Genomic DNA, 21,451 nt, shown 5'->3' with positions numbered 1-21,451 from the left:
ACCCTCAAATACTTTGAGGATACCTTTCCACTTTTATTATCTCTGTTGTTTTCTACCTAATACGAGTAACCCAAAACTCATCATTATAAGAAGTGCTCCCATATATGGTTCCACAGGCATTTTCTGTCCTGTCTTCGGTAATTCTTTTTCAGGCTTCTCTGGATTCGTTGTTCCAGGTTCCTCCGGATTTGTTGTTCCAGGCTTCTCTGGATCTGTTGTTTCCGGTTTTTCTGGATCTGTTGTTCCAGGCTTCTCTGGATCTGTTGTTTCCGGTTTTTCTGGATCTGTTGTTCCAGGCTTCTCTGGATCTGTTGTTCCAGGTTTCTCTGGATCTGTTGTTCCAGGTTTCTCTGGATCTGGTTTTTCTGGACCTGGTGGTGCTAAATGACTCAATTCGTTTAATACTTCTAATTGAACTGAATTTATCATTCCTTTTGTAATTTCAAATGGAATTGGATTAGTTAATTTTTCATATCCTTTTGGTGCTTCTACTTCTACAAGTGTGTAGTTACCTACAGATAGATCTGAGACTTTTGCTTTTCCTTCTTTATCTGTTGTTACTCTCGCTACTACTTTACCTTTTTCATCATGAACTTCAAACACAGCTCCTGATAATATATTCTTGCTTTCAGCAGCCATTTTTGTAATTTCCACTGAACCTTTGTCTAACTGTTCATTCTCTACTTTCAATGATAAAACTTTCGTCATACCTTTTGTAATTTCGAATGATACTGGTTCTGTTAGTTCTTTGTAACCTGGTAAGCTTTCTTTCTCTACTAATTTGTACTTACCTACAGATAAATCTGAAATTGTTGCTTTTCCTTCTTTATCTGTCGTTACTTCTGTTACTACTTTGCCTTGCTCATCTTGCACTTCGAAGACTACGCCTGCTAATGCTTTTTGGTTCTCTTTATCTACTTTTGTAATTTCTACTGAACCTTTGTCTAATAGTTCATTCTCTACTTTCAATGATAAAACTTTCGTCATACCTTTTGTAATTTCGAATGATACTGGTTCTGTTAGTTCTTTGTAACCTGGTAAGCTTTCTTTCTCTACTAATTTGTACTTACCTACAGATAAATCTGAAATTGTTGCTTTTCCTTCTTTATCTGTCGTTACTTCTGTTACTACTTTGCCTTGCTCATCTTGCACTTCGAAGACTACGCCTGCTAATGCTTTTTGGTTCTCTTTATCTACTTTTGTAATTTCTACGTTACCCTTGTCTAACATTTCGTTTTCTACTGTTAAAGTAAGAGATTTTGTCATGCCTTTTTCAATTTGGAAAGTAATCGGATCTACTAATTGCTTATATCCTTTTGGTGCTTTTACTTCTACCAACTTGTATGTTCCAACTGATAAATTAGTAACTTGTGCGTGTCCTTTTTTATCTGTCGTTATTTTAGCGACTACTTGTCCTGCTTCGTCTTGAATCTCAAATACTGCATCAGCTAAAGCATCTTTATTTTCTTTGTCTACTTTTGTAATTTCTACATTTCCTGTATCCACTAATTCATTTTCGACAGTTAATTGTAATGCTGTTACTCTACCTTTTTCAATTTCGAATGAAATTGGTTTTTCTAGCGGTTTGTATCCTGCTGGTGTTTCTACTTCTACCAACTCATACTTTCCAATAGATAAATCTGAAACATTTGCTTTTCCATCTTTATCCGTTTTTACTTTTGTTACTACTTTCCCTTTTGAATCACGTACTTCAAACACAACACCTTCTAATGGTGCTTTACTATCTTTGTCTATTTTCGTGATTTCAACATTCCCCGTATCCACCATTTCGTTTTCTACAGTAAATGTTAAAGACTTCGTCATACCTTTTTTAATTTCAAATGATACTGGTTTTTCTAACTTTTTATAACCAGGTAAACTTTCTACCTCTACTAATTCATACTTTCCTACAGGTAAATCTGAAACATTTGCTTTTCCATCTTTATCTGTCGTTACTTTTTTCACCTCATTGCCCTTCTCATCTTGGACAACAAACGTTACTCCCGCTAACGGCGCCTTATTATCTTTATCTATCTTCGTTATCTCTACGTTTCCCGTATCTACCATTTCATTTTCTACTTTTAATGATAGTACCTCGGTCATGCCTTTTTTGATTTCAAATGATACTGGCTCTGTTAGTTTCTTATAGTCTGGTAAACTTTCAACTTCTACTAGTTTGTATTTCCCTACTGATAGGTCTGCAATTTTTGCTTTCCCATTTTTATCTGTTGTTACTTTCTTTATTACTTTTCCAGCTTCATCTTGCACTTCGAAGACTACACCTTCTAATGCTTTTTGGCTGTCTTTATCTACTTTTATAATTTCTACTGAGCCTTTATCTAACTGCTCATTTTCTACTTTCAGTGATAAGACTTCTGTCATACCTTTTGTAATTTCGAATGATACTGGCTCTGTTAATTTTTTGTAACCTGGTAAGCTTTCCGTCTCTACTAATTTGTATTTTCCTACTGATAAGTCTGAGACATTCGCTTTTCCATCTTTATCTGTCGTTACTTTTTTTAACACTTTTCCTTTTTCATCTTGCACTTCGAAGACTACGCCTGCTAATGTTTTTTGGCTGTCTTTATCTACTTTTGTAATTTCTAATGAGCCTTTGTCTAACTGCTCATTTTCTACTTTCAATGATAAAACTTCTGTCATACCTTTTTTAATTTCAAATGATACTGATTCTGTTAGTTTCTTGTAACCTGGTAAGCTTTTCGTCTCTACTAATTTGTACTTTCCTACTGATAGATCTGAAACGTTTGCTTTTCCATCTTTATCTGTTACTACTTTTCTTACCACTTTATCTTTCTCATCTTGGACTTCAAATTCGACACCCGCTAATACTGCGCCGCTGTCTTTGTCCACTTTTGTAATTTCTACATTACCTTTGTCTACCATTGCATTTTCTACTGTTATTGGGAATATGCCGTCCCCTGTTACATTTACTTCGAACTCTTTTTCTTTTAATTGGTATCCTTCGGGCGCTTTCGTTTCTTTTAAAATATATTTTCCTGGTGCTAACGGTTTAGAAATTGCCTTACCGTCTTTATCTGTAATAATATGTTCAACTACTACACCGTCTTTTACTACATCAAACTCTGCATTTGCTAACGCTTTACCACCATTTTCCGAATCAATTTTCTTTAATTCAATTAGACCCTTTTGCATGGTATTTTTAATTTCAATTGTTTTTGTTTCTCCAGCTTGAAGTGTAACCTCTACCGGACTTTCTAATTTTTGATATCCATCTGGCGCAACTATTTCATAAACTTTATACGTCCCAGGAGCTAAAGTTTGAGGTACTGAAAAACCATTTTCGTTCGTCTTCAGTACTGCAACAACCTTATCCGCACTATTTCGAACTGCAAATTCGGCACCTGTTAACCCTTTATTCGGATTCTCAGCATCTATTTTATGAATAGCTACTGTACCATCTTTTGGAGGTGCAGGCGGCGTAACAGTTACTTCATTCGATGTTAAATTCTTATCATCAAAATGTAATTCTGCTTTATTAGGAATCTTCTTATCTACGTAAGAAGATAAGTCTGCATCAGCTTTAATTTTCGCCTTAATATTCAAGTTAATTATCTGGTCTTCATATGACTTATAGTCAAAACTCTCACCGAACGTAAATGTTACTTCACTTTTTTGTTTATCTATCTTTAGTGTTCCTTTAGAAGTAATATCTTGGCCATTTTGATCATACACTTTTGCCTCTAATACTTCTAATACATCTTCTAAATCATCACTAATTACCATAGATGTGTATTTAGGAGGATCGTTTGGTATATGTGTACCAACTTGATATTGAATAGGTTGATCCATTTGCGCTAACTGCTGATTCTCTACAAGCTTACCATTCTCATCAACTATATTCTTTTCAATACTAGGTGGATTATCTTCGCCTGAACCGGTTCCTCCCCCACCACTTACGAATACTTCTCCTACTTTTTCTTCAGTTTTAATATTTTTGCCTTCTAATTTCACTGTATTTTTATGAGGCTTTGCAGCGGGATTGGTAATCTTTGTTTTATATCTTAAAATATAACCTTTTGAACTGTCTGGAAATTCAATTGTAAATCCAGTCTTCGTTGTATTGATTTTAATTTTAGATAAATCTGCTGGCTTAACATTTGTTGGTGCATAGCCATCTTCAAATACAGCCTCTTCTAATACCACGCTGTCTGTAATTAACTCATGCCCAGGTCCTAATGTGTCTGTTAATTTAAGATCTTGCATTTCTGTTCCAGTTGCATTTACATATACCGTCCAGTCTGCAATTGAAGGATCTTCCTGATTATAAGAACCCCATTTCAATAGATTATCTGTATTGGGCTGTGGCTTCGGTCTCTCTGTCGTATTATTTACACTTACTTCTTTATTTACGATTTGACCATCAACGTTAAAGTCTAATGGGATTTTTTGAACACCATCATATGCTTCTAGAGCAAAATAGAATTCTACGAATAAAGAACCTTTAATGTTATTCTTTCCTTCTACATAATCACCCATAGTACACGTCAATAGACCATTTTTCATCTCACATGTACCAACTATTTTTCCTTCAGCATCTTTTAAAGGAAAACTCAGATTCATAAGATCTTTTCGAAATTCTTTTGGCATATCAATTGTGAATTGATCTCCACTCTTTATCTGTTCTTTAGCTGACCACTTCACTTCTACTTTCATACCATCTGAGGCCTGATATGGTTCAGATGTCGTGCCATCAGTACGGGAAATGCTAATATCATCCACTGGACTTTTCATCACAGCAGCTTGAATAACTGGAGCCCACACATTCAGCACTGAAAATAATACTAGAAAAACTAATGAAATCATTGAAATGTGCCTTTTAGTACTTTTCACTTGCATATTTTCCTCCTTGAATATTATATTTATATAATAAAAAAGATCGTCCGGTTGCATCAAAAAGTGCAACCAGACGATCTTAGTAACCAATATATATTACCGTAGACTCTAAGCTTTGCGGCCTATCCTTTCGAATAGTGTGCTAAAAATATGTTTTATTCTTTTTTTGTTTCATTTTCCACTTGTACCAAATATTACTATACCGTCTGGACGGTTATAATTCAACACCTATACAATTGTTCTATTATTCTAATAAAAAAAATAATTCCCCGCCGGATTAAATACACCAATGGGGAATTATTTTTTATTCTATAGTTTATATATTCTATTTATAGGAAGCATTAATAAGGGCTTGAATCACTTTTTCTCTTAATTCAGGGCTTAGTCTTCCGATCCCTAAATATTCCGAATACCATAATCCATCAGCTGCTAATCTAATAATTGTGGCACAAACAGAATCCATTTCATCATTTTCTATTTTAGTTTGCAATTGCTGAAATGCTTGTTGTAATGGCTCAAGTAATTCAGGTTTTAGCATTAATGCTGCCATCATACTACTACACAACTCTTCTGTTCTTTTCCCATTACTTAATCTTTCCTCTACAAAAGAACGAACCCACCTTCCTTTCTTCTCTGTGTCTTCCGTTACCTTATTATGAATAGCACCATGATACTCCTCTGTCCCTTTAAGTATCATGCCTTCTATTAAAGCTTCTTTATTTGAAAAGTGATACAATAACCCACCTTTACTTACACCTGCCTCTTTTGCTACTGCTTCTAAAGTTAACTTAGCTACTCCTTTAAATTGAACAATTTGAGAAGCGGCGGCTAAAATTTTTTGCCGTGTTATGCTCGTGTTCATTCCTTTTTAAACCCTCATTTCTACTAATTCTATCTAAATACGTATTTTATTTTTAATATTGTTGAATACTACTAGATATTTTTTATTCAATATAGGCTTCATTACATTTGAATTGTTAGTTGCTTCTTCTATTAAAAATTTCCATATCATCCAATATGATAACATTAAATACACTCCGTAGACTATACATCTATACATTTATATAAGTTCCTAATATCCCCATAAATGTGAAATACAATTTTAACGAGTCGATTTCCTATCCTTTAGTTTTCAAGCATTTTTCGACGCTGGTCTTCCTACCACCCTATCAGCTTTATTGTTTTATTTTATAAGACGGTGCCAATCCTTTAATCACTAAATAAAAAATGTTATTACTTCTCTTTCTATAAGTAATAACATTTTCTACCTATAAACCACTTAACAAATTTCTCTCCAACTAGCATCCTTCACATCTTCACTAGTCGGCTTTCTAACTGATCCAACGAAACATTCCTCGCAAGCACCAAATACAATAAAATTTCTCTGTGCTTGTCTTAACGAAACTTCATTTGCTCCGCCTTCAAAGTCATGATCGTTAAACTGAACAGAATCATCTTCCCAATAACATATGTTACAGATTTCATATGTACCTGGTGGTTCTTCTTCTATTGTTCTATACCCGCAGCATGGACAAGTATATTTCATTCTGTCACTCCATTATTAACTTGTTTTTTCTCCCATATATTCCGGCCCACAAAGAATGTCACAGCGCAAATCATAGTTATTCCCATGAAAAAAATATTAGAAGCTTCATATATAGTTGGAATCCCAACCGTTACTGAAACAATACTACAAGCTAAAAGTAAATATAATAATAAAGATACAATATAGCTTAGTTTAAATCGTAAAATGATACCTCTAAACAATAGCTCACCAAGAAGACAGCCACCTAAAATGATAGGTACTCCAAAATACAATGTAAGGACTCCCATTTGCGCAGTAGATTGAATTATCTTTCCAATTATGTTCGGCGAAGTCATCTCATCATTTTTTCCCATCCTATCATATAAATCAAGTGCCGTTGCTGAAATAAAGAAACTTAATATAGAAAATGAATACGGAATTAAAAATTTTCTCAATCTCATTCACCTCACTTTTCCCTTCACATATATTATTCATTATTTTCTATCATTTTTACATAAAAAAATAGCCCTCTATGATAAAACATAGAGGGAATAATTTCTATATAAAAACCTATACCTTATCCTGAAGTGAACCCGAAAACAGAACACATATCAAAACACCTAAACCGTCTGTTCCCTATATTCTTTAGGGGATAAGTGGTTTAGGTGTTTTATTAGAAGGTAGTACCTTCTTTTTTATAATATTCTTTTGAAATCTCTTCATAAAACGCTGCCGATGTCGCGTAGAAATAAGGTGCAGACCATAAGAAACCGATTCCTAAAGTAAGAATACTTAAAAGGAACCAGCCAAGGAAACTTAAGCATAGTAAAAAGTAATCCATTTTATGTCCATTCATCATATGGCGACTTTCGGTAATCGCTTGATTCGCTGTGTATTCTGGACGATCATTCAAAATAAAATACGTCATAGAATAAGAAAATGATTTAATAATACCCGGAATAATAAGAAGTAATGTCCATAGCATCAAGTATACATACATTAGTAAATATGTTAAAAACGACTTCATAAGCTTACTTCCATCGCTAAACCATCTAAATAAATCACCAATGCGAGCACTAGTCTCACGGATTACATTTAAAACAAGATAATAGGCGCCTATTGTTAACGGACCGATAACAAGCATTGCAATAATACTTACGGTAAGCGAATCACTTGCTTCTTCCCAACCCCAAAACGTCGAGAAAACACCTGTGATTAGAAGTTCAACAGCTCCAATAAGGATTCCAAGTAATAAGGTTGCCCCTACCGCTAATCCCCATTTTCCTTTTAATGCATCAAGTGCTTCTCTTTTCAACTGACTTATCATATATAACCTCCTAATATTATTTCTATATTAGTATACCATTTATATCAAAAATTTCACGAATTTCCCTGAAATAGAAAGGTACTACTTTTTTCTGATACGTATTGAGAAATGTGAGCTGTATTTGCACCCATATATGAATCAAATTACTCATTTCTCCATAACAAAAAAGCCTGCCTTTCATATAGGCAAGCCATTTCATTTAATCCTCACTTATTCTCTTCTTATACCAATCCTGCATTCTCTCCGCATCTTCTACTCTCGTATGCTCTAGTTTATAATTCGATGATGCACTAGAAAACGTATACGTACATAAATCCGCTCGGCGCTGGAAATATGATTGTGTTTTTTCAATTGATTGGACGTGTCTTCTTCTTACAAGTCCTGTATGTTTCCCAATACTACGATGTATAATCGTAATTTGTTCTCCGTTTACACCGTAACCATTTGTTTTAAATGTTGCGTATCCAAGTGTAAAGATGAGGATAGCTAGCGGTAACAACGCCCACATGATGAAATACTTTTCAAAGTATATGCTTATCCCAGTAAGCGGGACTGCTAGCATTGCGAAGAAAATGAAACTATCAATTAAATAACGGCGCAAGGCTGCTTTTGGTAATGCAGTAATATTTGTATTCAGTTCATATGGCAATTGTAAATGAGCGAGTAACTCTTGCACACGATCTTTTCGAATAATCGGATGCAGCGTAACTTTGTCTTTCTCTTCTCCCAATCCCTTACTTTGAATGACTTCGACTTGCACAGCACAATAACCGAACATCTGACGGAAAATACCTTCTTTTATCGTAATCCCTTGAATGCGGTGTAACTTTAGTACAAGTTCTTTCCTTTCAAGTAATCCTTGAGAAATACGCACTTCATCGTTTTTTCGATTTACTGTGAAATTACCATGTTTTAACGCGTAACCAATTGTAGATATAATCCACGAAAGGACGAGTAAAATAGCTACCATGTAAATCCAGCCGTATATATCATGATCCATTACATACGACTCTACGCTATTTTTTATCCATTTCGGAATGTACTCATCTACTTGGTGATACACGAAAAAGATTAATGAGAATAATAATCCAAATTGACCGGATGTAACAGATGCTAATAAAATTTCTTTCAAAGTTAATTTGTACTCTGTCGCTTGCTTTTCCTCTGTCATAACTTCTTTTTCTACTACTTCTTCTGATGTTTCTTCTGCTTTTACTTCTGGAGTTGGCTCATTTAGTAAGAAAATAAGCTCCTTCGCCTCATCTTCTGTAATACCAGCTAGGCTTACTTCGGCATCATCGCCTCCGCCAGCTGTTTCGATTTGAATTTTCTTTAAACCGAGCATTTGATATAACACGTTTGAACTTGTATTAATCGTTTGGACACGTTCTTTATTTAAGTAGCTCTCCTTCTTCACAAAGAGCCCTTGTTTAACATGTAATACGTTATTTTCAACCCAGTATGTTGTGTAATACCATTTCTCAAACGCTGAAAAAACGGTGAGTAAACCGAATCCAGCGGGAATTAAATACCAAAATGGAAACTTTCCATTTAAACTAAACATGAAAATAAGTAATGGTATAAAGTCTGTTATTTTTAATTCTAATAACATCGTAATGGGATGCTGCCTCTTATACATCCTCATCACTCACTTTCGCTAATTCTGCAATTCTCGTTTTTAACATTTCCGCTTCATACATCGTTAAGCCTGGAATGCTGTGAGAAGTTGCCGCTGTTGAAATATGTAATTCTGCTAATCCATGTTTTCTCATAATTGGCCCTTGTTCAATCGTAACGTGCTGTACACGAATCATCGGTACTAATACGCGCTTTACGACGAAAAGACCGTGCTGAATTTCAAGCTCTTCTTCATTTAATTGATAGCTATAATAACGCTGACGCAGTTTCGGGAATAGGAAGTACTCAAATGGTGCTAGTGCAACTGTTAACCCGATCAGCACATACAAAATCCACGCCCACCAATCAAACTTTATCATAAGGAACAGGTAAACTAAAATGACGAGAATACCGATCCCTTCCTCAATTACAGCACGAACTTTCCACACCTTGATCATGTCAGGATGAATTTCATTTTTCAATGGATCCATGTAACCACTCCAAATCTATTAATCTAATATATGAATTGTCTCAATCTATATTTTACATAACTTTACATAAAATTGAAAATTTATTATTTATCCTCTTTTTTCTCAGGAATAAAATATCCGAACCAAAGCAGCCAAACTAAACTAATTAACGCGAACCAACCTTTATCCGCTTGGAAAGCTTCAATCATACCTGGGATTTTATAAATTCCAATTAACCCCAGAAAACCGAGCCACCAGTTTTTCTGCATTTTCATTTTTATTCTCCCTCCTTCATTACGTTTTTCACATTTTGAATCCAAATTTCTTTATACTTTAACTGGAATCCTATTAATATGTAATTACTCATATTATCAATAACGAGCGCTAACGTATGGGCGTTTTCTTCAGTTGCATGTCGTGACACAACACCAAGTTCCACACCTTTCTTTAATAAATCGTGGAATCCATTTAAAAACTCTTCTTGTATTTCAAATAAGCGTTTCTGGTACTTTTCATTTCGCGTCGCAGTTACGATGAATTCATTTATAACGCGTAATATGCCTTCTTGGCCTCTATACTCAGACAACATATGTAAACCATCTGCGATTAACTTTTCTGCAAAGTTTTCTTTCGTATATTGTTCTTTATCGAAGTAATTAACGAAATAATATCCAGAAAAAATCTCTTCAAATAAAAAATCAACTAGCGCTTCTTTAGACGGAAAATGATAATAAATAGCTGGCTTTGATATACCTACTTCTTTCGCAATCATTGAAAGACTCATCTTCTCAATGCCATGCTCTGCCATTAGTTTAAATGATGCCTCTACAATGTGCTGCGATGTTTGTAAATTCTTTGTCATACTATACCTCACTTATTTTTACTTATCGGTCGGTAAGTAAATTGTAAAATGAAAATGAATGATTTGCAAGTTAATTAGAGTTTTAAAAGGAACTTCTTGATGAACCTAGAAAAATATAAAGTAAAAACAATGTATAACGATAAGGAGGGTTTTCATATGGGATCTGGCGGTAAGGGTGGTAGCGGCGGTGAAGATGGCAAAGATGGTAAGAGCGGTAGTAGTGGGCTTTTATTAATCATTCTGCTCTTTATCGTATTCATTATAATTGGAGCTAGTTATAGTGTGTTTAGCTTCTAAGAAAAGACACAATTCAGTTAGTTATAGTAGCGTAGAAAACTGAAACAGAGATTAAAATTTTCCTTCTTAAGGTTTCTTCACCAGTAAGGGCACGCAAAATAAAAAGCCCCGGTTATATTTAACAGCCAGCGCTTTCTATTTTCAGTACTCTTATAATGTTTCATTTATATTTCCAACTCGTATGCGCGGGCGCTCTGTCGCACACGTAAATCATTATTGATCATCCACAATAATATACGCTGTTCTAATTGGCCCGTGTACACCTACGACAAGGTTCATTTCAATATCTGCGCTATTTGACGGACCAGAAACGAAGTTCACACAAGCTGGCAAGTTTTCTCCCGCTTTATTTTGATCATGAATCAGTTTTGTAGCTTGGGTTAATCTTGGTACAATCGTACTTTTCGGAACGATTGCAATATATGACTCCGGAAGAAGACTCACATGTCTTCCTTTTAACCCGTCATTAAATAGTACAACGGTTCCTGATTCTGCCAAAGTCATATCACTGAACGTAATGCCAAGGTCAGCAGCTTTCGCAAATGCTATGTCCTCTTCTTTATGATCTAATCCCCATGTACGAAAATGTGTTGTTCCTTCATTGCTGAAACATGGTGTAAGACCATACTCATTAAAGCGCTCATCATTCGAACATATAACAGATTCGATATTCCAATCTTTTATAAAAGACCCCAATGTTTCAACAAGATTTTCCTTTGTTGTTCGCTTTACTTCTGTATGAATGACTTCGCAGTGCTCTATTAACTTTAGTACAAGTTCGTCTTGCGCCAGTCCGTCAAAAACAATCCACTGCGGGGAAAAAGACCAGTTCGGTTTTTCCACTGCTTCTGGACGTTTCCTACCAAGCTTTTCTGATAACTGGAGTAAAAATTCCTCACGATTTTGGATGGCCATCATTGTTCTCCTTTTCGTGTTTTTCAAACCACTCTCGAAACGGTTGTTTTTTCGGAACTGGAAAATCTCTCGCATCCGTCCAAGCTTTTAACGGTCCAATTCCACGCTCGATCTTATCCCCTTTTGCAAGAGGTTTTAATGCATACGGAGCGCTCTTCGCTGCAAAAGAAAATAGTCTAGGACTCTTCACCGCTTTTTCAAAACCTTTCATAGCCACGTTCCAAGCTACAGGTGATCGTTTTTCTTCTACAATGCGGCTGCGATGTTTAATTAATAAGTCATGTAACGGGATTTTCACTGGACACGCTTCTGTACAAGCACCACAAAGGCTAGATGCGTAAGGTAAATCCTTATATTCATCATATCCCCCTAAAAGCGGTGTCAACACAGCTCCAATTGGTCCTGGATAAATAGAGCCATATGCATGTCCACCAATATGCCTGTATACAGGACACACATTAATACATGCCGCGCAACGAATGCACTGGAGGACACTTTGGAATTCCGTTCCTACAATATCGGAACGACCATTATCAACAATGACTAAATGAAATTCCTCAGGTCCATCTTCCCCGCCAGGCTCAGTTAACCCTGTAATATAACTTGTTAACTTTTGTCCTACAGAACTTCGGCATAGAAGTGTTACTAAAACATCAAGCTCTTCCCATGTCGGAACAATACGCTCCATCCCCATAACTGTAATCAACGTTTTCGGAAGTGTCGTAGTAAGTCTTGCATTTCCTTCGTTTGCTACGATAGAAATTGATCCAGACTCTGCAACAGCAAAGTTACATCCAGTCACTCCTATATCCGCTGCAAAAAAATCATCACGTAAATAATCTCTTACAAACCTCGCCATTTCCGTAGGATCAGATGTTCCAGTATAATTTAACTTTGTTTTAAATATTTCACAAATGTGTTCTTTATCTTTGTGAAGGCATGGAACAACAATATGCGAGGGAGGATCGTGGTCGTTCACTTGTAGAATAAATTCAGCAAGATCTGTTTCTAACACTTCTGCTCCAGCTTCTTCAATCGCTTCATTTAAACTAATCTCTTCTGTTACCATCGATTTTGATTTCACAATTTTTTTCGCATTTTTCTTTTTTACAATCTCTTTTACATATTCCCTTGCGTCTTCTGCAGTCTTTGCGAAATAAACGAAACCACCGTTTTTTTCAATATTTTCACTCAGCTCATATAAATAATAATCAAGGTTTTCTAATGTATGCTTTCGAATTTCTTCTCCTAAAGCTCGCCATTCCTCCCAATTCCCAAGACTCTCAGTAGCTTTTAATTTCTTAACTCTAAGACCATCTTGAGCTTTCCTGACAGCCTGTCGCATAAATTGATCCCCAATGCCTGTTTCAGTACGCTTATGAAAGGGATCGTTCCCAATTTTCATTCCCATCTCTATATCCCCCTCTTATTTTCGATCTTCATTTAATACTTGAGCAATATGTTTTACATCAATCTGATAACCATTACGTGTTAAACGTCCTTTTATATTCATTAAGCAGCTACAATCCATCCCAATTAACAATTCCGCACCGGTTTCCATAATATGCTTTACTTTTTCCTCAACCATTTGCTCAGAGATTTCTGGCATTTTCACCGAGAATGTCCCTCCAAATCCGCAACAATCATAATTATGCGGCAATGAAACAACTTCCAGTCCCTTTACACACTTTAATAGTTTTTGCGGTGGTTCCTTAATCCCCATTAATCGGCTCATATGACAAGATGTATGAACCGTTGCTTTTTTATGAAGCTCCGCACCTAAGTCTTCTTTCCCTAATACTTCCACAAGAAATTGTGTGAATTCGTATGTTTTATTTCCAAGTTCAGTAGCTTTTTTCTTCCAATCCGCTTCACTTTCAGAAAACAAGCTAGAAAACTCGTGAACCATCATAGCGCAAGAGCCCGATGGTGCCACAACATATTCTGAACTAGAAAAGGCTTCAATCATATGTTTTGCAGCTGTTTTTGTTTCTTTCACATACCCGCTATTATAAGCAGGTTGTCCGCAGCAAGTTTGAGTTTTTGGAAAATCAACTTCACACCCTAAATCTTCAAGAATTTCCACAACATCTTTCCCTACTTCTGGATAAAAAACATCTGCAACACAAGTAATAAATATTGATACTTTCATATTTTGCACCCCTAAATACAGTAAAGTAAGCTCAAGTAACTTTATCTGTATATTATTGGTAAAAAAATTAAAAATATGAATAAAAATAAAAAAAAGCATCCTAAATGTGTAATTTAGGATGTTTATTGTAAAACAAATCAATTTCTATTAAGCAAGCGCATACGATAACAATTCATCGTTACTTCTCCAAGCCTTTGCAACAATTGATAATTCGCATATGCTCCGACCGGGGCACCGATGATTGGAACGAGTTGAAGCATTTTTGCTAAATCGATATAGTCTCGGTATTCTGTTTGGAACTTTTCCCAGTCCATATGATTTTCTTCTTCTGTATCCCACGTTTCAATTGCTTTCCATACTTCTTTTCGGTAATCGTCACTTGAAAAAGCAAGCTGGAAAACGTGAAGAATAAAAAGGCGTTCTTCTTTTTTACTCGTATCAAATCCGTACAATGTTGCTGCATCAAATAAAAATTTTATTTTAATAGTAAGTAATAACGGGAAATCGGCAAGGCCAAGGAGAATACCACCTGCTCCTGTTCCTGCCCCTTCTGCCGCTGCGACTTTTTTATATTCGTCCATTTTTTTACGTACTTCATCGTCTCGTCTTTGCAGTGACCAGTTCGTTTCTTTTAGCTTCGGTTTTATGAAGTTTGATCCAGCACTAATTGTTTGTACCATCATCCGAATCGTTTCTGTTAGTACCTTTTGTACTTTCGCGGGCACTAGTTGTTGCACTTTCACCTGCACTTTTTTAGAGAACCGTGTCATCATAGAAGAATCTTTCATGAATGTAGCTTTCCACTGCTCCAATTCTTTTATAACCTTCTCTTCATATGTAATCATAGGTTCATTCCTTTCAGTTTAAACGCTCAATGCGCTTTGCACCGTATTGATAAACGAAACCGATACTAAATAATATGCTTACGACAAATAAAATGCCGGTCATTATGAAATCTTTCGTCGCAAGTGCAAATATAATTGTAAATACAACACTACCAATGATAAGAATCGCATTTAATAAAGTAAGGAAATCTCTCTTCTTCTCGTCTTCCCCTACCGGATATAAATCAAGCCAAACTTTCATACGGTGATGTTTCCAAAGGGTTAAGAGCTGGTAGCCGATTAAGTATAAGAAAACAAGGCTTACGATAAAACGTCCATATAAAAATGGGATAAAGTAAAGAATAATCCCGCCAAGAACGAGTAAACGCATATATAATCCGAAATAGTTACCCGATCTTAAAAATGTTCTCGTATATAAGTATAAATATGTACGTTTTTCACCGATCATCGAAAGAATGAAATCAAGCCATTTCCTACGTGATACTCTCTCTTTTAACGCTGGTACATCAACGAACATGTTCGCAATGCGGTACAGCAGCATCATTTTTTTACCTTCTTCAGAAATTAAATACTCCCAGTTTAGCGGCTTTCCCTTCACCTTTTGGTGCATAACGGCAAGGTATAGCGCCATTAAAAAGACAATCACACCGGTAAAAATGACTGAAGTACGTTCTACAAGGACGTACACAAATAAGCCGTTTAAAATAAAACGAATAAACCAATCCGCTCTTTGTACATTTTGATCTGTTAAAAATGATTTTTCCCACGCTACGAATAAATTCCACGCCTTTACAATGACAAACGCGATTACAATCCATATGTAATTGGCACCTGTTTGTTTCATTTGCTGGAAGTATAACGGTGCAAGCGCAGCGGCTACCATTGCGATTATGTATAACTGAATCATAAACGTAAAAAGAAATGCCTTCGTAAAGTAAGGCTTTAACTTTTCTTCAACTGGCAGCAAATACACGAGGTCTGCTTCTTTTAATAACGTTTGGACTGACCCAGCTGTTAATACGAGGCCAAGTAAGACTGCCATAACAATCGCTGTCGGAAACGAAGGTGTTAACGTTTGTAACCATTGCTGGTAATAATACGCTCCTGCACCGATGATAAATACGAAAATAAATTTCAAATGATCATTAAATACGTATTTACTATATGTACGAACTTCTTTTAGAAAGTGCCGAAATCGTTCTTTCCATAACGCTGTGCTATTCATAATCTTCTTCCTTCGTTAACGCAATATAAATATCATCAAGCGTTGCACCAGGCATATTAAACCCGGATTGAAGTTCTGATAATGTTCCCATCGCTCTCACTTCACCTTGATGCAAAATAATGAATGAATCACAATAGCGCTCTGCTGTCGCTAAAATATGTGTACTCATTAAGATGCCCGCACCACTCTTTTTCATTTGATCCATCATTTGAAGAAGTGATTGAATCGCTAACGGATCAAGTCCAACGAAAGGTTCGTCCACAATGTAAAGTGATGGTTCAACTAAAAATGCACTCATAATCATCACTTTTTGTTTCATCCCTTTTGAGAAATGAGACGGAAACCATTTTAAGCGATTTTTCATGCGAAATTCATGTAATAATTGTCCTACGCGTTCTTCATATTGTTTTTCATCTACACCGTACGCCATCGCTGTTAATTTCAAATGCTCTTCTAACGTTAACTCATCATATAATACTGGCGTTTCTGGAATGAAGGAGAAACTAGAACGGTACGCTGTCATATCATCACGAATTGTTTTCCCGTTAATTGTGACAGTTCCTTTTTTCGGCTCCATTAAACCGATGATATGTTTAATTGTCGTACTTTTCCCAGCCCCATTTAAACCGATCAAGCCGACAAGTTCGCCTTTATTAACAGAGAACGAAACATTTTGCAGTACAGGTCGTTTCGTATATCCTCCTGTAACATTTTCTACACGCAATAACTCGCTCATACGACACCACTTTCTTCATTGATATTCATTCTATATTCATCTTACCAAAAATTGTGCTGTACTACATAGTATCGATGTCTCCAAAAAAAATTAAAATTTCTTCGCATATATTTTTACGAAAGCGGACATCATAATTAAGGAAGAAGGAACACACTTGAAAAAGCAACCACCAATTGATGAGTACAACAACATAGTGAAGTCATCATGAAATGGGGTGTCCAAGTTGGACAATGAAATTTACACATAACCAGATAATTTGTTTCATTTTCGAAACGGGGTGTCTCCGAAAGAGCATATACTGTTTTAAAAAATAAACAATTTCATTTAATACAAGATTGCAATTCATTTCACTTGAAAATGGGGTGTCTGCGGCAGAGACTTTAGCCGATTTACCGTGCATTTCTTAAATAAATGAGGTGTCTGTGAAAGAGCATATACTGTTTTAAACACTAACAATTTCATTTAATACAAGATTGCAATTCATTTCACTTGAAAATGGGGTGTCTACGGTAGATATTTCAGCCGATTTACCATGTATTTCTTATATAAATGAGGTGTCTGCGAACCGTAAATTATAAAAAATGCTTTTTCAATCCCTCTTCAGAAAACAGGAAGCTGAGTCAGCTTCCTGTTTTTCGTGTTTGTTCTCCTATGTAATTATGGTAAAATACGGCTAAGACCATTTGAAAGGATGAGATCGATGAATCATACAGCGGACAATTGTATTTTTTGTAAAATCATTGACGGGCAAATCCCTTGCTCAAAAGTATACGAAGATGAACATGTACTTGCATTTTTAGATATTAGTCAAGTAACAAAAGGACATACTCTTGTTATTCCGAAAGTTCACAAACAAGACATTTTTGCGTTAACGCCAGAAATCGCATCACATATTTTTGCTGTCGTTCCAAAAATCGCAAATGCAATGAAAGCAGAATTTAATCCAGTTGGCTTCAACCTACTTAACAATAACGGCGAGAAAGCTGGACAAACTGTATTCCACTTCCACCTTCATTTAATTCCACGCTACGGTGAAAACGATGGTTTCGGTGCTGTTTGGAAATCACACCAAAATGAATATACAATGGAAAATTTACAAAACATCGCAAGTACAATTGCAAATAGTGTGAAATAGTGCCACTATAATAAGAAGTAATACATAATAAGCCGATTCCTCTGGCATTTATTGTATGGCTTCTTTCTTCACAAAAAATGCCGGGGATATGATTTTTTGTGCATAGCATGTACAAGAGAGAAAAGTTCACTTTTCTTCCCCTTGTCTTAAAGATATGCACACTTTTATACATCATGAATACGAACGAAAAATAAGGAGGTTTCCTTTTATGTCAAAAGCTAAATCCTTTATTACAGGTGTACTTTGCGGCGGAGCAGTTGCTGGGCTAGCCGTTCTTTTCTCAACTCCTTCTTCTGGTAAAGCTATGCGCGGTAAGCTGAAAGAAAAAGGAACTGATATTAAAAAAACATTAGCTGATATTACAGCTGATACGAAGTTATTAAAGCGTCAAATCGTTGAAACTGCTTCAGAAGGTAAAGAAGTATTCCAAGAACTAAAAGACGATATGCATGACACGCTTTCTAACTGGAAACAAGATATTTCTCAAAACAAACGACATATTGAAAAAGAAATTTTAGACATTCAAAAGTCAATTGAGAAACTACAAGAAGCCGTTCCAGAAAAAGCGTAAACATATTCCTGCTTAGTTTTTTGCATATAACAAATATTTTTCATACGAATTGACCTTAACACGGCATATCACATAGATATGCCGTGTTTTTATGCATTTACAATATATGTTATCCCTTAACATGTAAAGACAACACATGTATTCTCGACTCATAAAACGCTTCCATAGTTATGCATGATTTGTATAGAATATTATTTTTCCGAAAAATTTTCACAATTCTCACAAAAAGACTTTATTAATTTTTATTTTACTGGCATAATAGATAATAATGAAAAAAGAATGTTAAAGTGGGTGAGTAAATGAAAAGTGGAGAAAAAAATTACTCGGTAAAAGAAGCGATGATTTTCAGCCAACGTATTGCTCAATTATCGAAAGCGTTATGGAAATGCGTAGAGAAAGATTGGCAACAATGGATTAAACCTTACGATTTAAACATTAATGAGCATCACATTTTAACCATCGCTTATCATTTAAAAGGGGCTTCTATTTCTGAGATTGCTAAGTTTGGAGTTATGCACGTATCAACGGCGTTTAACTTCTCTAAAAAGCTTGAAGAACGCGGCTATCTTATATTCTCAAAAAAAGAAGATGATAAACGAAATACGTACATTGAAATTACAGACAAAGGGGAAGAATTACTGCTTCGCTTAATGGAGGAGTATGATCCTGAAAATAATTCTGTTTTTAATGGAGCACTTGAACTTCGTAATTTTTATGGTAAGTTCCCAGAAAATATCGAACTGATTGCAATCCTGCGTAATATTTACGGACAAGACTTCATCGATATTTTTGAGAAATCATTAGAAGATATTGAGGAGAACTTTACGGAATCCGATCAAAAGTTAGTTAAGAAATAATCTATTTATTTTTTCGCAATCATGCTTAAGAATTCATTCATAAGCGGCTTAAATAAACCTTGTTTTGCTAGCGCTTCCGCAGTTTCGTGTACTTCGAGCTGATGTGGAAGCGCTTTTTCAAATTGATCTAATAGCGCATCAAACAATAGAAGGCCTTCTGCTTTCTCCACTACATATTGTTCGTTCAGTTTTTCACAAAGTTTTAGTATACGTTCAATGTCTTTTTTACGAGCTTTTTTCTTTATGATTAAAGAATAAAATGGACACTTTTCTTCATCAATCATTTTAAATAGTAGGTCTACGTAGTATTCAGCTTGTTCTAGTCTTCTTACAACGTCCATTTTCTCCCTCGCTTCCTAACACAAAGTCTTCTATTTCTGAATTTTGTAACACGAATAAAATATCGTATGATACAATATATAAAGTATATGTATTTTAGCCAAAAGGAGGTCTCGCCTCATGACTCTTATAACCGTTGTTTTTGTTGCATTCGCACTTCTTGTTATATTTTACACGAATTTCATGACACATACACTGTGTGAGCGAAAACAAATATCTGCGAGCCGCCAGCCCGGTGTCTTTCGAGTTATTAATGTATGTATTACCATTCTATTAATTTCTAGTTATGTAGAAATTATATTTCATGGAAAGTGAGGAAGGAAGCCCCTTCCTCATTTTTTTCCTCTATAAGCAAATTATACCTACTATAACTAATAAAATAAACAGTACAAGTAATAAAATAAGTTTTGAATTCATCCCCCATCCCCTCCTCTTTTCTGTATATGCGACATGCGCCCAATATGGTACCCTTTCAAAATCTGACACAAACTGGTTAAAATTTCTTTATCAATAGGAAAACCCGTCGAAATATGATATATTAAATTTTGTACATATTGCTTATACTATGAAACAAACGACACGCATCTAAACTTTATCCTAAAGCCTCGGTAAGCCCTGTTAAGCGTGCTTTTACATATAAAAAAAGCAAAGACATCAGTGAGACTTAATCAGGTTCTTATGAACGAAAATAACCTATCATAAGGCGTTTCTTCATTCGTATGGGATAAATTAAAAATACATAATAGTAGGAGTGTTTATTGAATGAAGAAAGCTATGCTTGCCTTAGCCGCAACAAGTGTAATCGCATTATCAGCATGTGGAACATCATCATCATCAGACAAAATTGTTACATCTAAAGCTGGTGACATCACTAAAGAAGAGTTCTACAATCAAATGAAGACACAAGCTGGTAAACAAGTACTAAATAACATGGTTATGGAAAAAGTACTTATTAAAAACTACAAAGTCGATGACAAAGAAGTAGACAAAAAGTTCGATGAAATGAAAAAGCAAGTCGGTGACCAATTCGATACACTAATGAAACAACAAGGCCTTAAAGAAGAAACAGTTAAAAATGGCGTTCGCGCTTCATTAGCTCAAGAACAAGCTATCGAGAAAACAATCACTGATAAAGAATTAAAAGATAACTACAAGCCTCAAGTTAAGGCAAGCCACATTCTTGTAAAAGATGAAGCGACTGCTAAAAAGGTTAAAGAAGAACTTGGACAAGGTAAATCTTTCGAAGAGTTAGCGAAACAATACTCTGAAGATACTGCTTCAAAAGAAAAAGGTGGCGACTTAGGATTCTTCGAACATGGTAAAATGGTTAAAGAATTCGAAGATGCTGCTTATAAACTGAAAAAAGATGAAGTAAGCGAGCCTGTAAAAACACAATTTGGTTACCATATCATTAAAGTAACAGACATTAAAGAACCAGAAAAATCATTTGAGCAATCAAAAGCTGACCTGAAAAAAGAGTTAGTTGCGAAGAAAACACAAGATGCTCAATTTATGAACGATCTTATGATGAAAGAAATCAAAAAAGCTGACGTAAAAGTTGACGACAAAGATTTGAAAGATCTTTTCGAAGAACCAAAAGCTGACGCTAAAAAAGACGAAAAGAAATAATGAAGTGAAAAAAGCTTGGGTAGCCCCCAAGCTTTTTTATTTTGTAGTAGTTTTTTTGCCGATAAATCGATATA

The 21,451-nt window shown here is 35.4% G+C and carries 22 protein-coding genes and 1 riboswitch; of the genes, 6 read left to right on the top strand and 16 right to left on the bottom strand.

Annotation, left to right across the window (positions count from 1 at the left end; all coding sequences use genetic code 11):
- Nucleotides 1–36 precede the first annotated feature (36 nt).
- From MR155_RS11030 to MR155_RS10990, 9 genes are all read right to left on the bottom strand, one after another.
- Nucleotides 37–4,878: a SpaA isopeptide-forming pilin-related protein gene (locus MR155_RS11030; protein WP_242309759.1), complete on the bottom strand. Its 4,842-nt coding sequence runs from the start codon at nt 4,876–4,878 to the stop codon at nt 37–39.
- Between the two features lie 58 nt (nt 4,879–4,936).
- A riboswitch (cyclic di-GMP riboswitch) is annotated at nt 4,937–5,029 on the bottom strand.
- A 171-nt stretch (nt 5,030–5,200) separates the two neighbouring features.
- On the bottom strand, nt 5,201–5,737 hold the full coding sequence (locus MR155_RS11025) for a TetR/AcrR family transcriptional regulator (RefSeq protein WP_242309756.1): 537 nt from the start codon (nt 5,735–5,737) through the stop codon (nt 5,201–5,203).
- Nucleotides 5,738–6,154: 417 nt separating this feature from the next.
- A complete protein-coding gene (locus tag MR155_RS11020; RefSeq protein ID WP_242309753.1) occupies nt 6,155–6,421 on the bottom strand; it encodes a CPCC family cysteine-rich protein in 267 nt (88 codons plus the stop codon).
- Entirely contained in the window at nt 6,418–6,855 is a 438-nt protein-coding gene (locus MR155_RS11015) for a hypothetical protein (RefSeq protein ID WP_242309750.1), read from the bottom strand. The genes MR155_RS11020 and MR155_RS11015 overlap by 4 nt, the downstream gene beginning before the upstream one ends.
- A 218-nt stretch (nt 6,856–7,073) precedes the next feature.
- Entirely contained in the window at nt 7,074–7,727 is a 654-nt protein-coding gene (locus tag MR155_RS11010; protein ID WP_242309747.1) for a DUF975 family protein, read from the bottom strand.
- A gap of 199 nt (nt 7,728–7,926) precedes the next feature.
- Nucleotides 7,927–9,366 carry a PH domain-containing protein gene (locus MR155_RS11005; RefSeq protein ID WP_242309744.1) on the bottom strand — a complete coding sequence of 480 codons (1,440 nt, stop codon included), beginning with the start codon at nt 9,364–9,366 and terminating at the stop codon, nt 7,927–7,929.
- Nucleotides 9,359–9,835 (bottom strand): PH domain-containing protein, encoded by a 477-nt coding sequence (locus MR155_RS11000; RefSeq protein ID WP_113936595.1) that lies wholly within the window; start codon nt 9,833–9,835, stop codon nt 9,359–9,361. Before MR155_RS11000 ends, MR155_RS11005 begins: the two co-directional genes overlap by 8 nt.
- Before the next feature lie 83 nt (nt 9,836–9,918).
- Entirely contained in the window at nt 9,919–10,089 is a 171-nt protein-coding gene (locus tag MR155_RS10995; RefSeq protein ID WP_002188645.1) for a hypothetical protein, read from the bottom strand.
- 2 nt (nt 10,090–10,091) lie between these two features.
- Nucleotides 10,092–10,676: a TetR/AcrR family transcriptional regulator gene (locus MR155_RS10990; protein WP_242309741.1), complete on the bottom strand. Its 585-nt coding sequence runs from the start codon at nt 10,674–10,676 to the stop codon at nt 10,092–10,094.
- A gap of 156 nt (nt 10,677–10,832) precedes the next feature.
- Here MR155_RS10990 and MR155_RS10985 point away from each other — a divergent pair, with 156 nt between their 5' ends.
- On the top strand, nt 10,833–10,973 hold the full coding sequence (locus MR155_RS10985) for a sporulation protein YjcZ (protein ID WP_113936597.1): 141 nt from the start codon (nt 10,833–10,835) through the stop codon (nt 10,971–10,973).
- 213 nt (nt 10,974–11,186) lie between these two features.
- Here MR155_RS10985 and MR155_RS10980 read toward each other — a convergent pair whose 3' ends face one another.
- The 6 genes from MR155_RS10980 to ecsA form a co-directional block, all read right to left on the bottom strand.
- Nucleotides 11,187–11,888, bottom strand: coding sequence for a LutC/YkgG family protein (locus MR155_RS10980; RefSeq protein ID WP_242309738.1), 702 nt, complete (start codon nt 11,886–11,888; stop codon nt 11,187–11,189).
- Entirely contained in the window at nt 11,869–13,299 is a 1,431-nt protein-coding gene (locus MR155_RS10975) for a LutB/LldF family L-lactate oxidation iron-sulfur protein (RefSeq protein ID WP_242309735.1), read from the bottom strand. The genes MR155_RS10980 and MR155_RS10975 overlap by 20 nt, the downstream gene beginning before the upstream one ends.
- A gap of 15 nt (nt 13,300–13,314) precedes the next feature.
- On the bottom strand, nt 13,315–14,040 hold the full coding sequence (locus tag MR155_RS10970; protein WP_242309732.1) for a (Fe-S)-binding protein: 726 nt from the start codon (nt 14,038–14,040) through the stop codon (nt 13,315–13,317).
- 137 nt (nt 14,041–14,177) lie between these two features.
- Nucleotides 14,178–14,885, bottom strand: coding sequence for an ecs operon protein EcsC (gene ecsC, locus MR155_RS10965; protein WP_002011122.1), 708 nt, complete (start codon nt 14,883–14,885; stop codon nt 14,178–14,180).
- A 13-nt stretch (nt 14,886–14,898) separates the two neighbouring features.
- Complete coding sequence (locus MR155_RS10960; RefSeq protein ID WP_242309729.1) at nt 14,899–16,110, bottom strand: ABC transporter permease; 1,212 nt, start codon at nt 16,108–16,110, stop codon at nt 14,899–14,901.
- Entirely contained in the window at nt 16,103–16,846 is a 744-nt protein-coding gene (ecsA, locus tag MR155_RS10955; protein WP_061674035.1) for an ABC transporter ATP-binding protein EcsA, read from the bottom strand. Before ecsA ends, MR155_RS10960 begins: the two co-directional genes overlap by 8 nt.
- Before the next feature lie 700 nt (nt 16,847–17,546).
- Here ecsA and MR155_RS10950 point away from each other — a divergent pair.
- The 3 genes from MR155_RS10950 (at nt 17,547) to MR155_RS10940 (ending at nt 19,409) form a co-directional block, all read left to right on the top strand.
- Nucleotides 17,547–17,981, top strand: coding sequence for an HIT family protein (locus MR155_RS10950; RefSeq protein ID WP_001016832.1), 435 nt, complete (start codon nt 17,547–17,549; stop codon nt 17,979–17,981).
- Between the two features lie 208 nt (nt 17,982–18,189).
- On the top strand, nt 18,190–18,552 hold the full coding sequence (locus tag MR155_RS10945; protein ID WP_002011120.1) for a YtxH domain-containing protein: 363 nt from the start codon (nt 18,190–18,192) through the stop codon (nt 18,550–18,552).
- Between the two features lie 299 nt (nt 18,553–18,851).
- The gene (locus MR155_RS10940) at nt 18,852–19,409 is read left to right on the top strand and encodes an HTH-type transcriptional regulator Hpr (protein ID WP_002134805.1); all 558 of its coding nucleotides are present in this window, start codon (nt 18,852–18,854) and stop codon (nt 19,407–19,409) included.
- 5 nt (nt 19,410–19,414) lie between these two features.
- Here MR155_RS10940 and MR155_RS10935 read toward each other — a convergent pair whose 3' ends face one another.
- On the bottom strand, nt 19,415–19,750 hold the full coding sequence (locus MR155_RS10935; RefSeq protein ID WP_002134804.1) for a DUF1878 family protein: 336 nt from the start codon (nt 19,748–19,750) through the stop codon (nt 19,415–19,417).
- A 118-nt stretch (nt 19,751–19,868) separates the two neighbouring features.
- Here MR155_RS10935 and MR155_RS10930 point away from each other — a divergent pair, with 118 nt between their 5' ends.
- Both MR155_RS10930 and prsA read left to right on the top strand, forming a co-directional pair.
- The gene (locus tag MR155_RS10930; protein ID WP_000172693.1) at nt 19,869–20,063 is read left to right on the top strand and encodes a hypothetical protein; all 195 of its coding nucleotides are present in this window, start codon (nt 19,869–19,871) and stop codon (nt 20,061–20,063) included.
- Nucleotides 20,064–20,510: 447 nt separating this feature from the next.
- The gene (gene prsA, locus MR155_RS10925) at nt 20,511–21,377 is read left to right on the top strand and encodes a peptidylprolyl isomerase PrsA (protein WP_113936605.1); all 867 of its coding nucleotides are present in this window, start codon (nt 20,511–20,513) and stop codon (nt 21,375–21,377) included.
- Nucleotides 21,378–21,451: the final 74 nt, after the last annotated feature.

It is taken from the genome of Bacillus cereus group sp. BfR-BA-01331 (assembly GCF_022663915.1).
In the GTDB taxonomy this organism is placed as follows: domain Bacteria; phylum Bacillota; class Bacilli; order Bacillales; family Bacillaceae_G; genus Bacillus_A; species Bacillus_A mycoides.
Note: the sequence above shows the minus strand (reverse complement) of the source record. Positions and strands in the feature narration are given on the sequence as shown.

Coding starts and splice junctions, on each gene's coding strand:
- MR155_RS11030 (WP_242309759.1), bottom strand. CDS start 4,878: ATGCAAGTGAAAAGTACTAAAAGGCACATTTCAATGATTTCATTAGTT.
- MR155_RS11025 (WP_242309756.1), bottom strand. CDS start 5,737: ATGAACACGAGCATAACACGGCAAAAAATTTTAGCCGCCGCTTCTCAA.
- MR155_RS11020 (WP_242309753.1), bottom strand. CDS start 6,421: ATGAAATATACTTGTCCATGCTGCGGGTATAGAACAATAGAAGAAGAA.
- MR155_RS11010 (WP_242309747.1), bottom strand. CDS start 7,727: ATGATAAGTCAGTTGAAAAGAGAAGCACTTGATGCATTAAAAGGAAAA.
- MR155_RS11005 (WP_242309744.1), bottom strand. CDS start 9,366: ATGTATAAGAGGCAGCATCCCATTACGATGTTATTAGAATTAAAAATA.
- MR155_RS11000 (WP_113936595.1), bottom strand. CDS start 9,835: ATGGATCCATTGAAAAATGAAATTCATCCTGACATGATCAAGGTGTGG.
- MR155_RS10995 (WP_002188645.1), bottom strand. CDS start 10,089: ATGAAAATGCAGAAAAACTGGTGGCTCGGTTTTCTGGGGTTAATTGGA.
- MR155_RS10990 (WP_242309741.1), bottom strand. CDS start 10,676: ATGACAAAGAATTTACAAACATCGCAGCACATTGTAGAGGCATCATTT.
- MR155_RS10985 (WP_113936597.1), top strand. CDS start 10,833: ATGGGATCTGGCGGTAAGGGTGGTAGCGGCGGTGAAGATGGCAAAGAT.
- MR155_RS10980 (WP_242309738.1), bottom strand. CDS start 11,888: ATGGCCATCCAAAATCGTGAGGAATTTTTACTCCAGTTATCAGAAAAG.
- MR155_RS10975 (WP_242309735.1), bottom strand. CDS start 13,299: ATGGGAATGAAAATTGGGAACGATCCCTTTCATAAGCGTACTGAAACA.
- MR155_RS10970 (WP_242309732.1), bottom strand. CDS start 14,040: ATGAAAGTATCAATATTTATTACTTGTGTTGCAGATGTTTTTTATCCA.
- ecsC (WP_002011122.1), bottom strand. CDS start 14,885: ATGATTACATATGAAGAGAAGGTTATAAAAGAATTGGAGCAGTGGAAA.
- MR155_RS10960 (WP_242309729.1), bottom strand. CDS start 16,110: ATGAATAGCACAGCGTTATGGAAAGAACGATTTCGGCACTTTCTAAAA.
- ecsA (WP_061674035.1), bottom strand. CDS start 16,846: ATGAGCGAGTTATTGCGTGTAGAAAATGTTACAGGAGGATATACGAAA.
- MR155_RS10950 (WP_001016832.1), top strand. CDS start 17,547: ATGAATCATACAGCGGACAATTGTATTTTTTGTAAAATCATTGACGGG.
- MR155_RS10945 (WP_002011120.1), top strand. CDS start 18,190: ATGTCAAAAGCTAAATCCTTTATTACAGGTGTACTTTGCGGCGGAGCA.
- MR155_RS10940 (WP_002134805.1), top strand. CDS start 18,852: ATGAAAAGTGGAGAAAAAAATTACTCGGTAAAAGAAGCGATGATTTTC.
- MR155_RS10935 (WP_002134804.1), bottom strand. CDS start 19,750: ATGGACGTTGTAAGAAGACTAGAACAAGCTGAATACTACGTAGACCTA.
- MR155_RS10930 (WP_000172693.1), top strand. CDS start 19,869: ATGACTCTTATAACCGTTGTTTTTGTTGCATTCGCACTTCTTGTTATA.
- prsA (WP_113936605.1), top strand. CDS start 20,511: ATGAAGAAAGCTATGCTTGCCTTAGCCGCAACAAGTGTAATCGCATTA.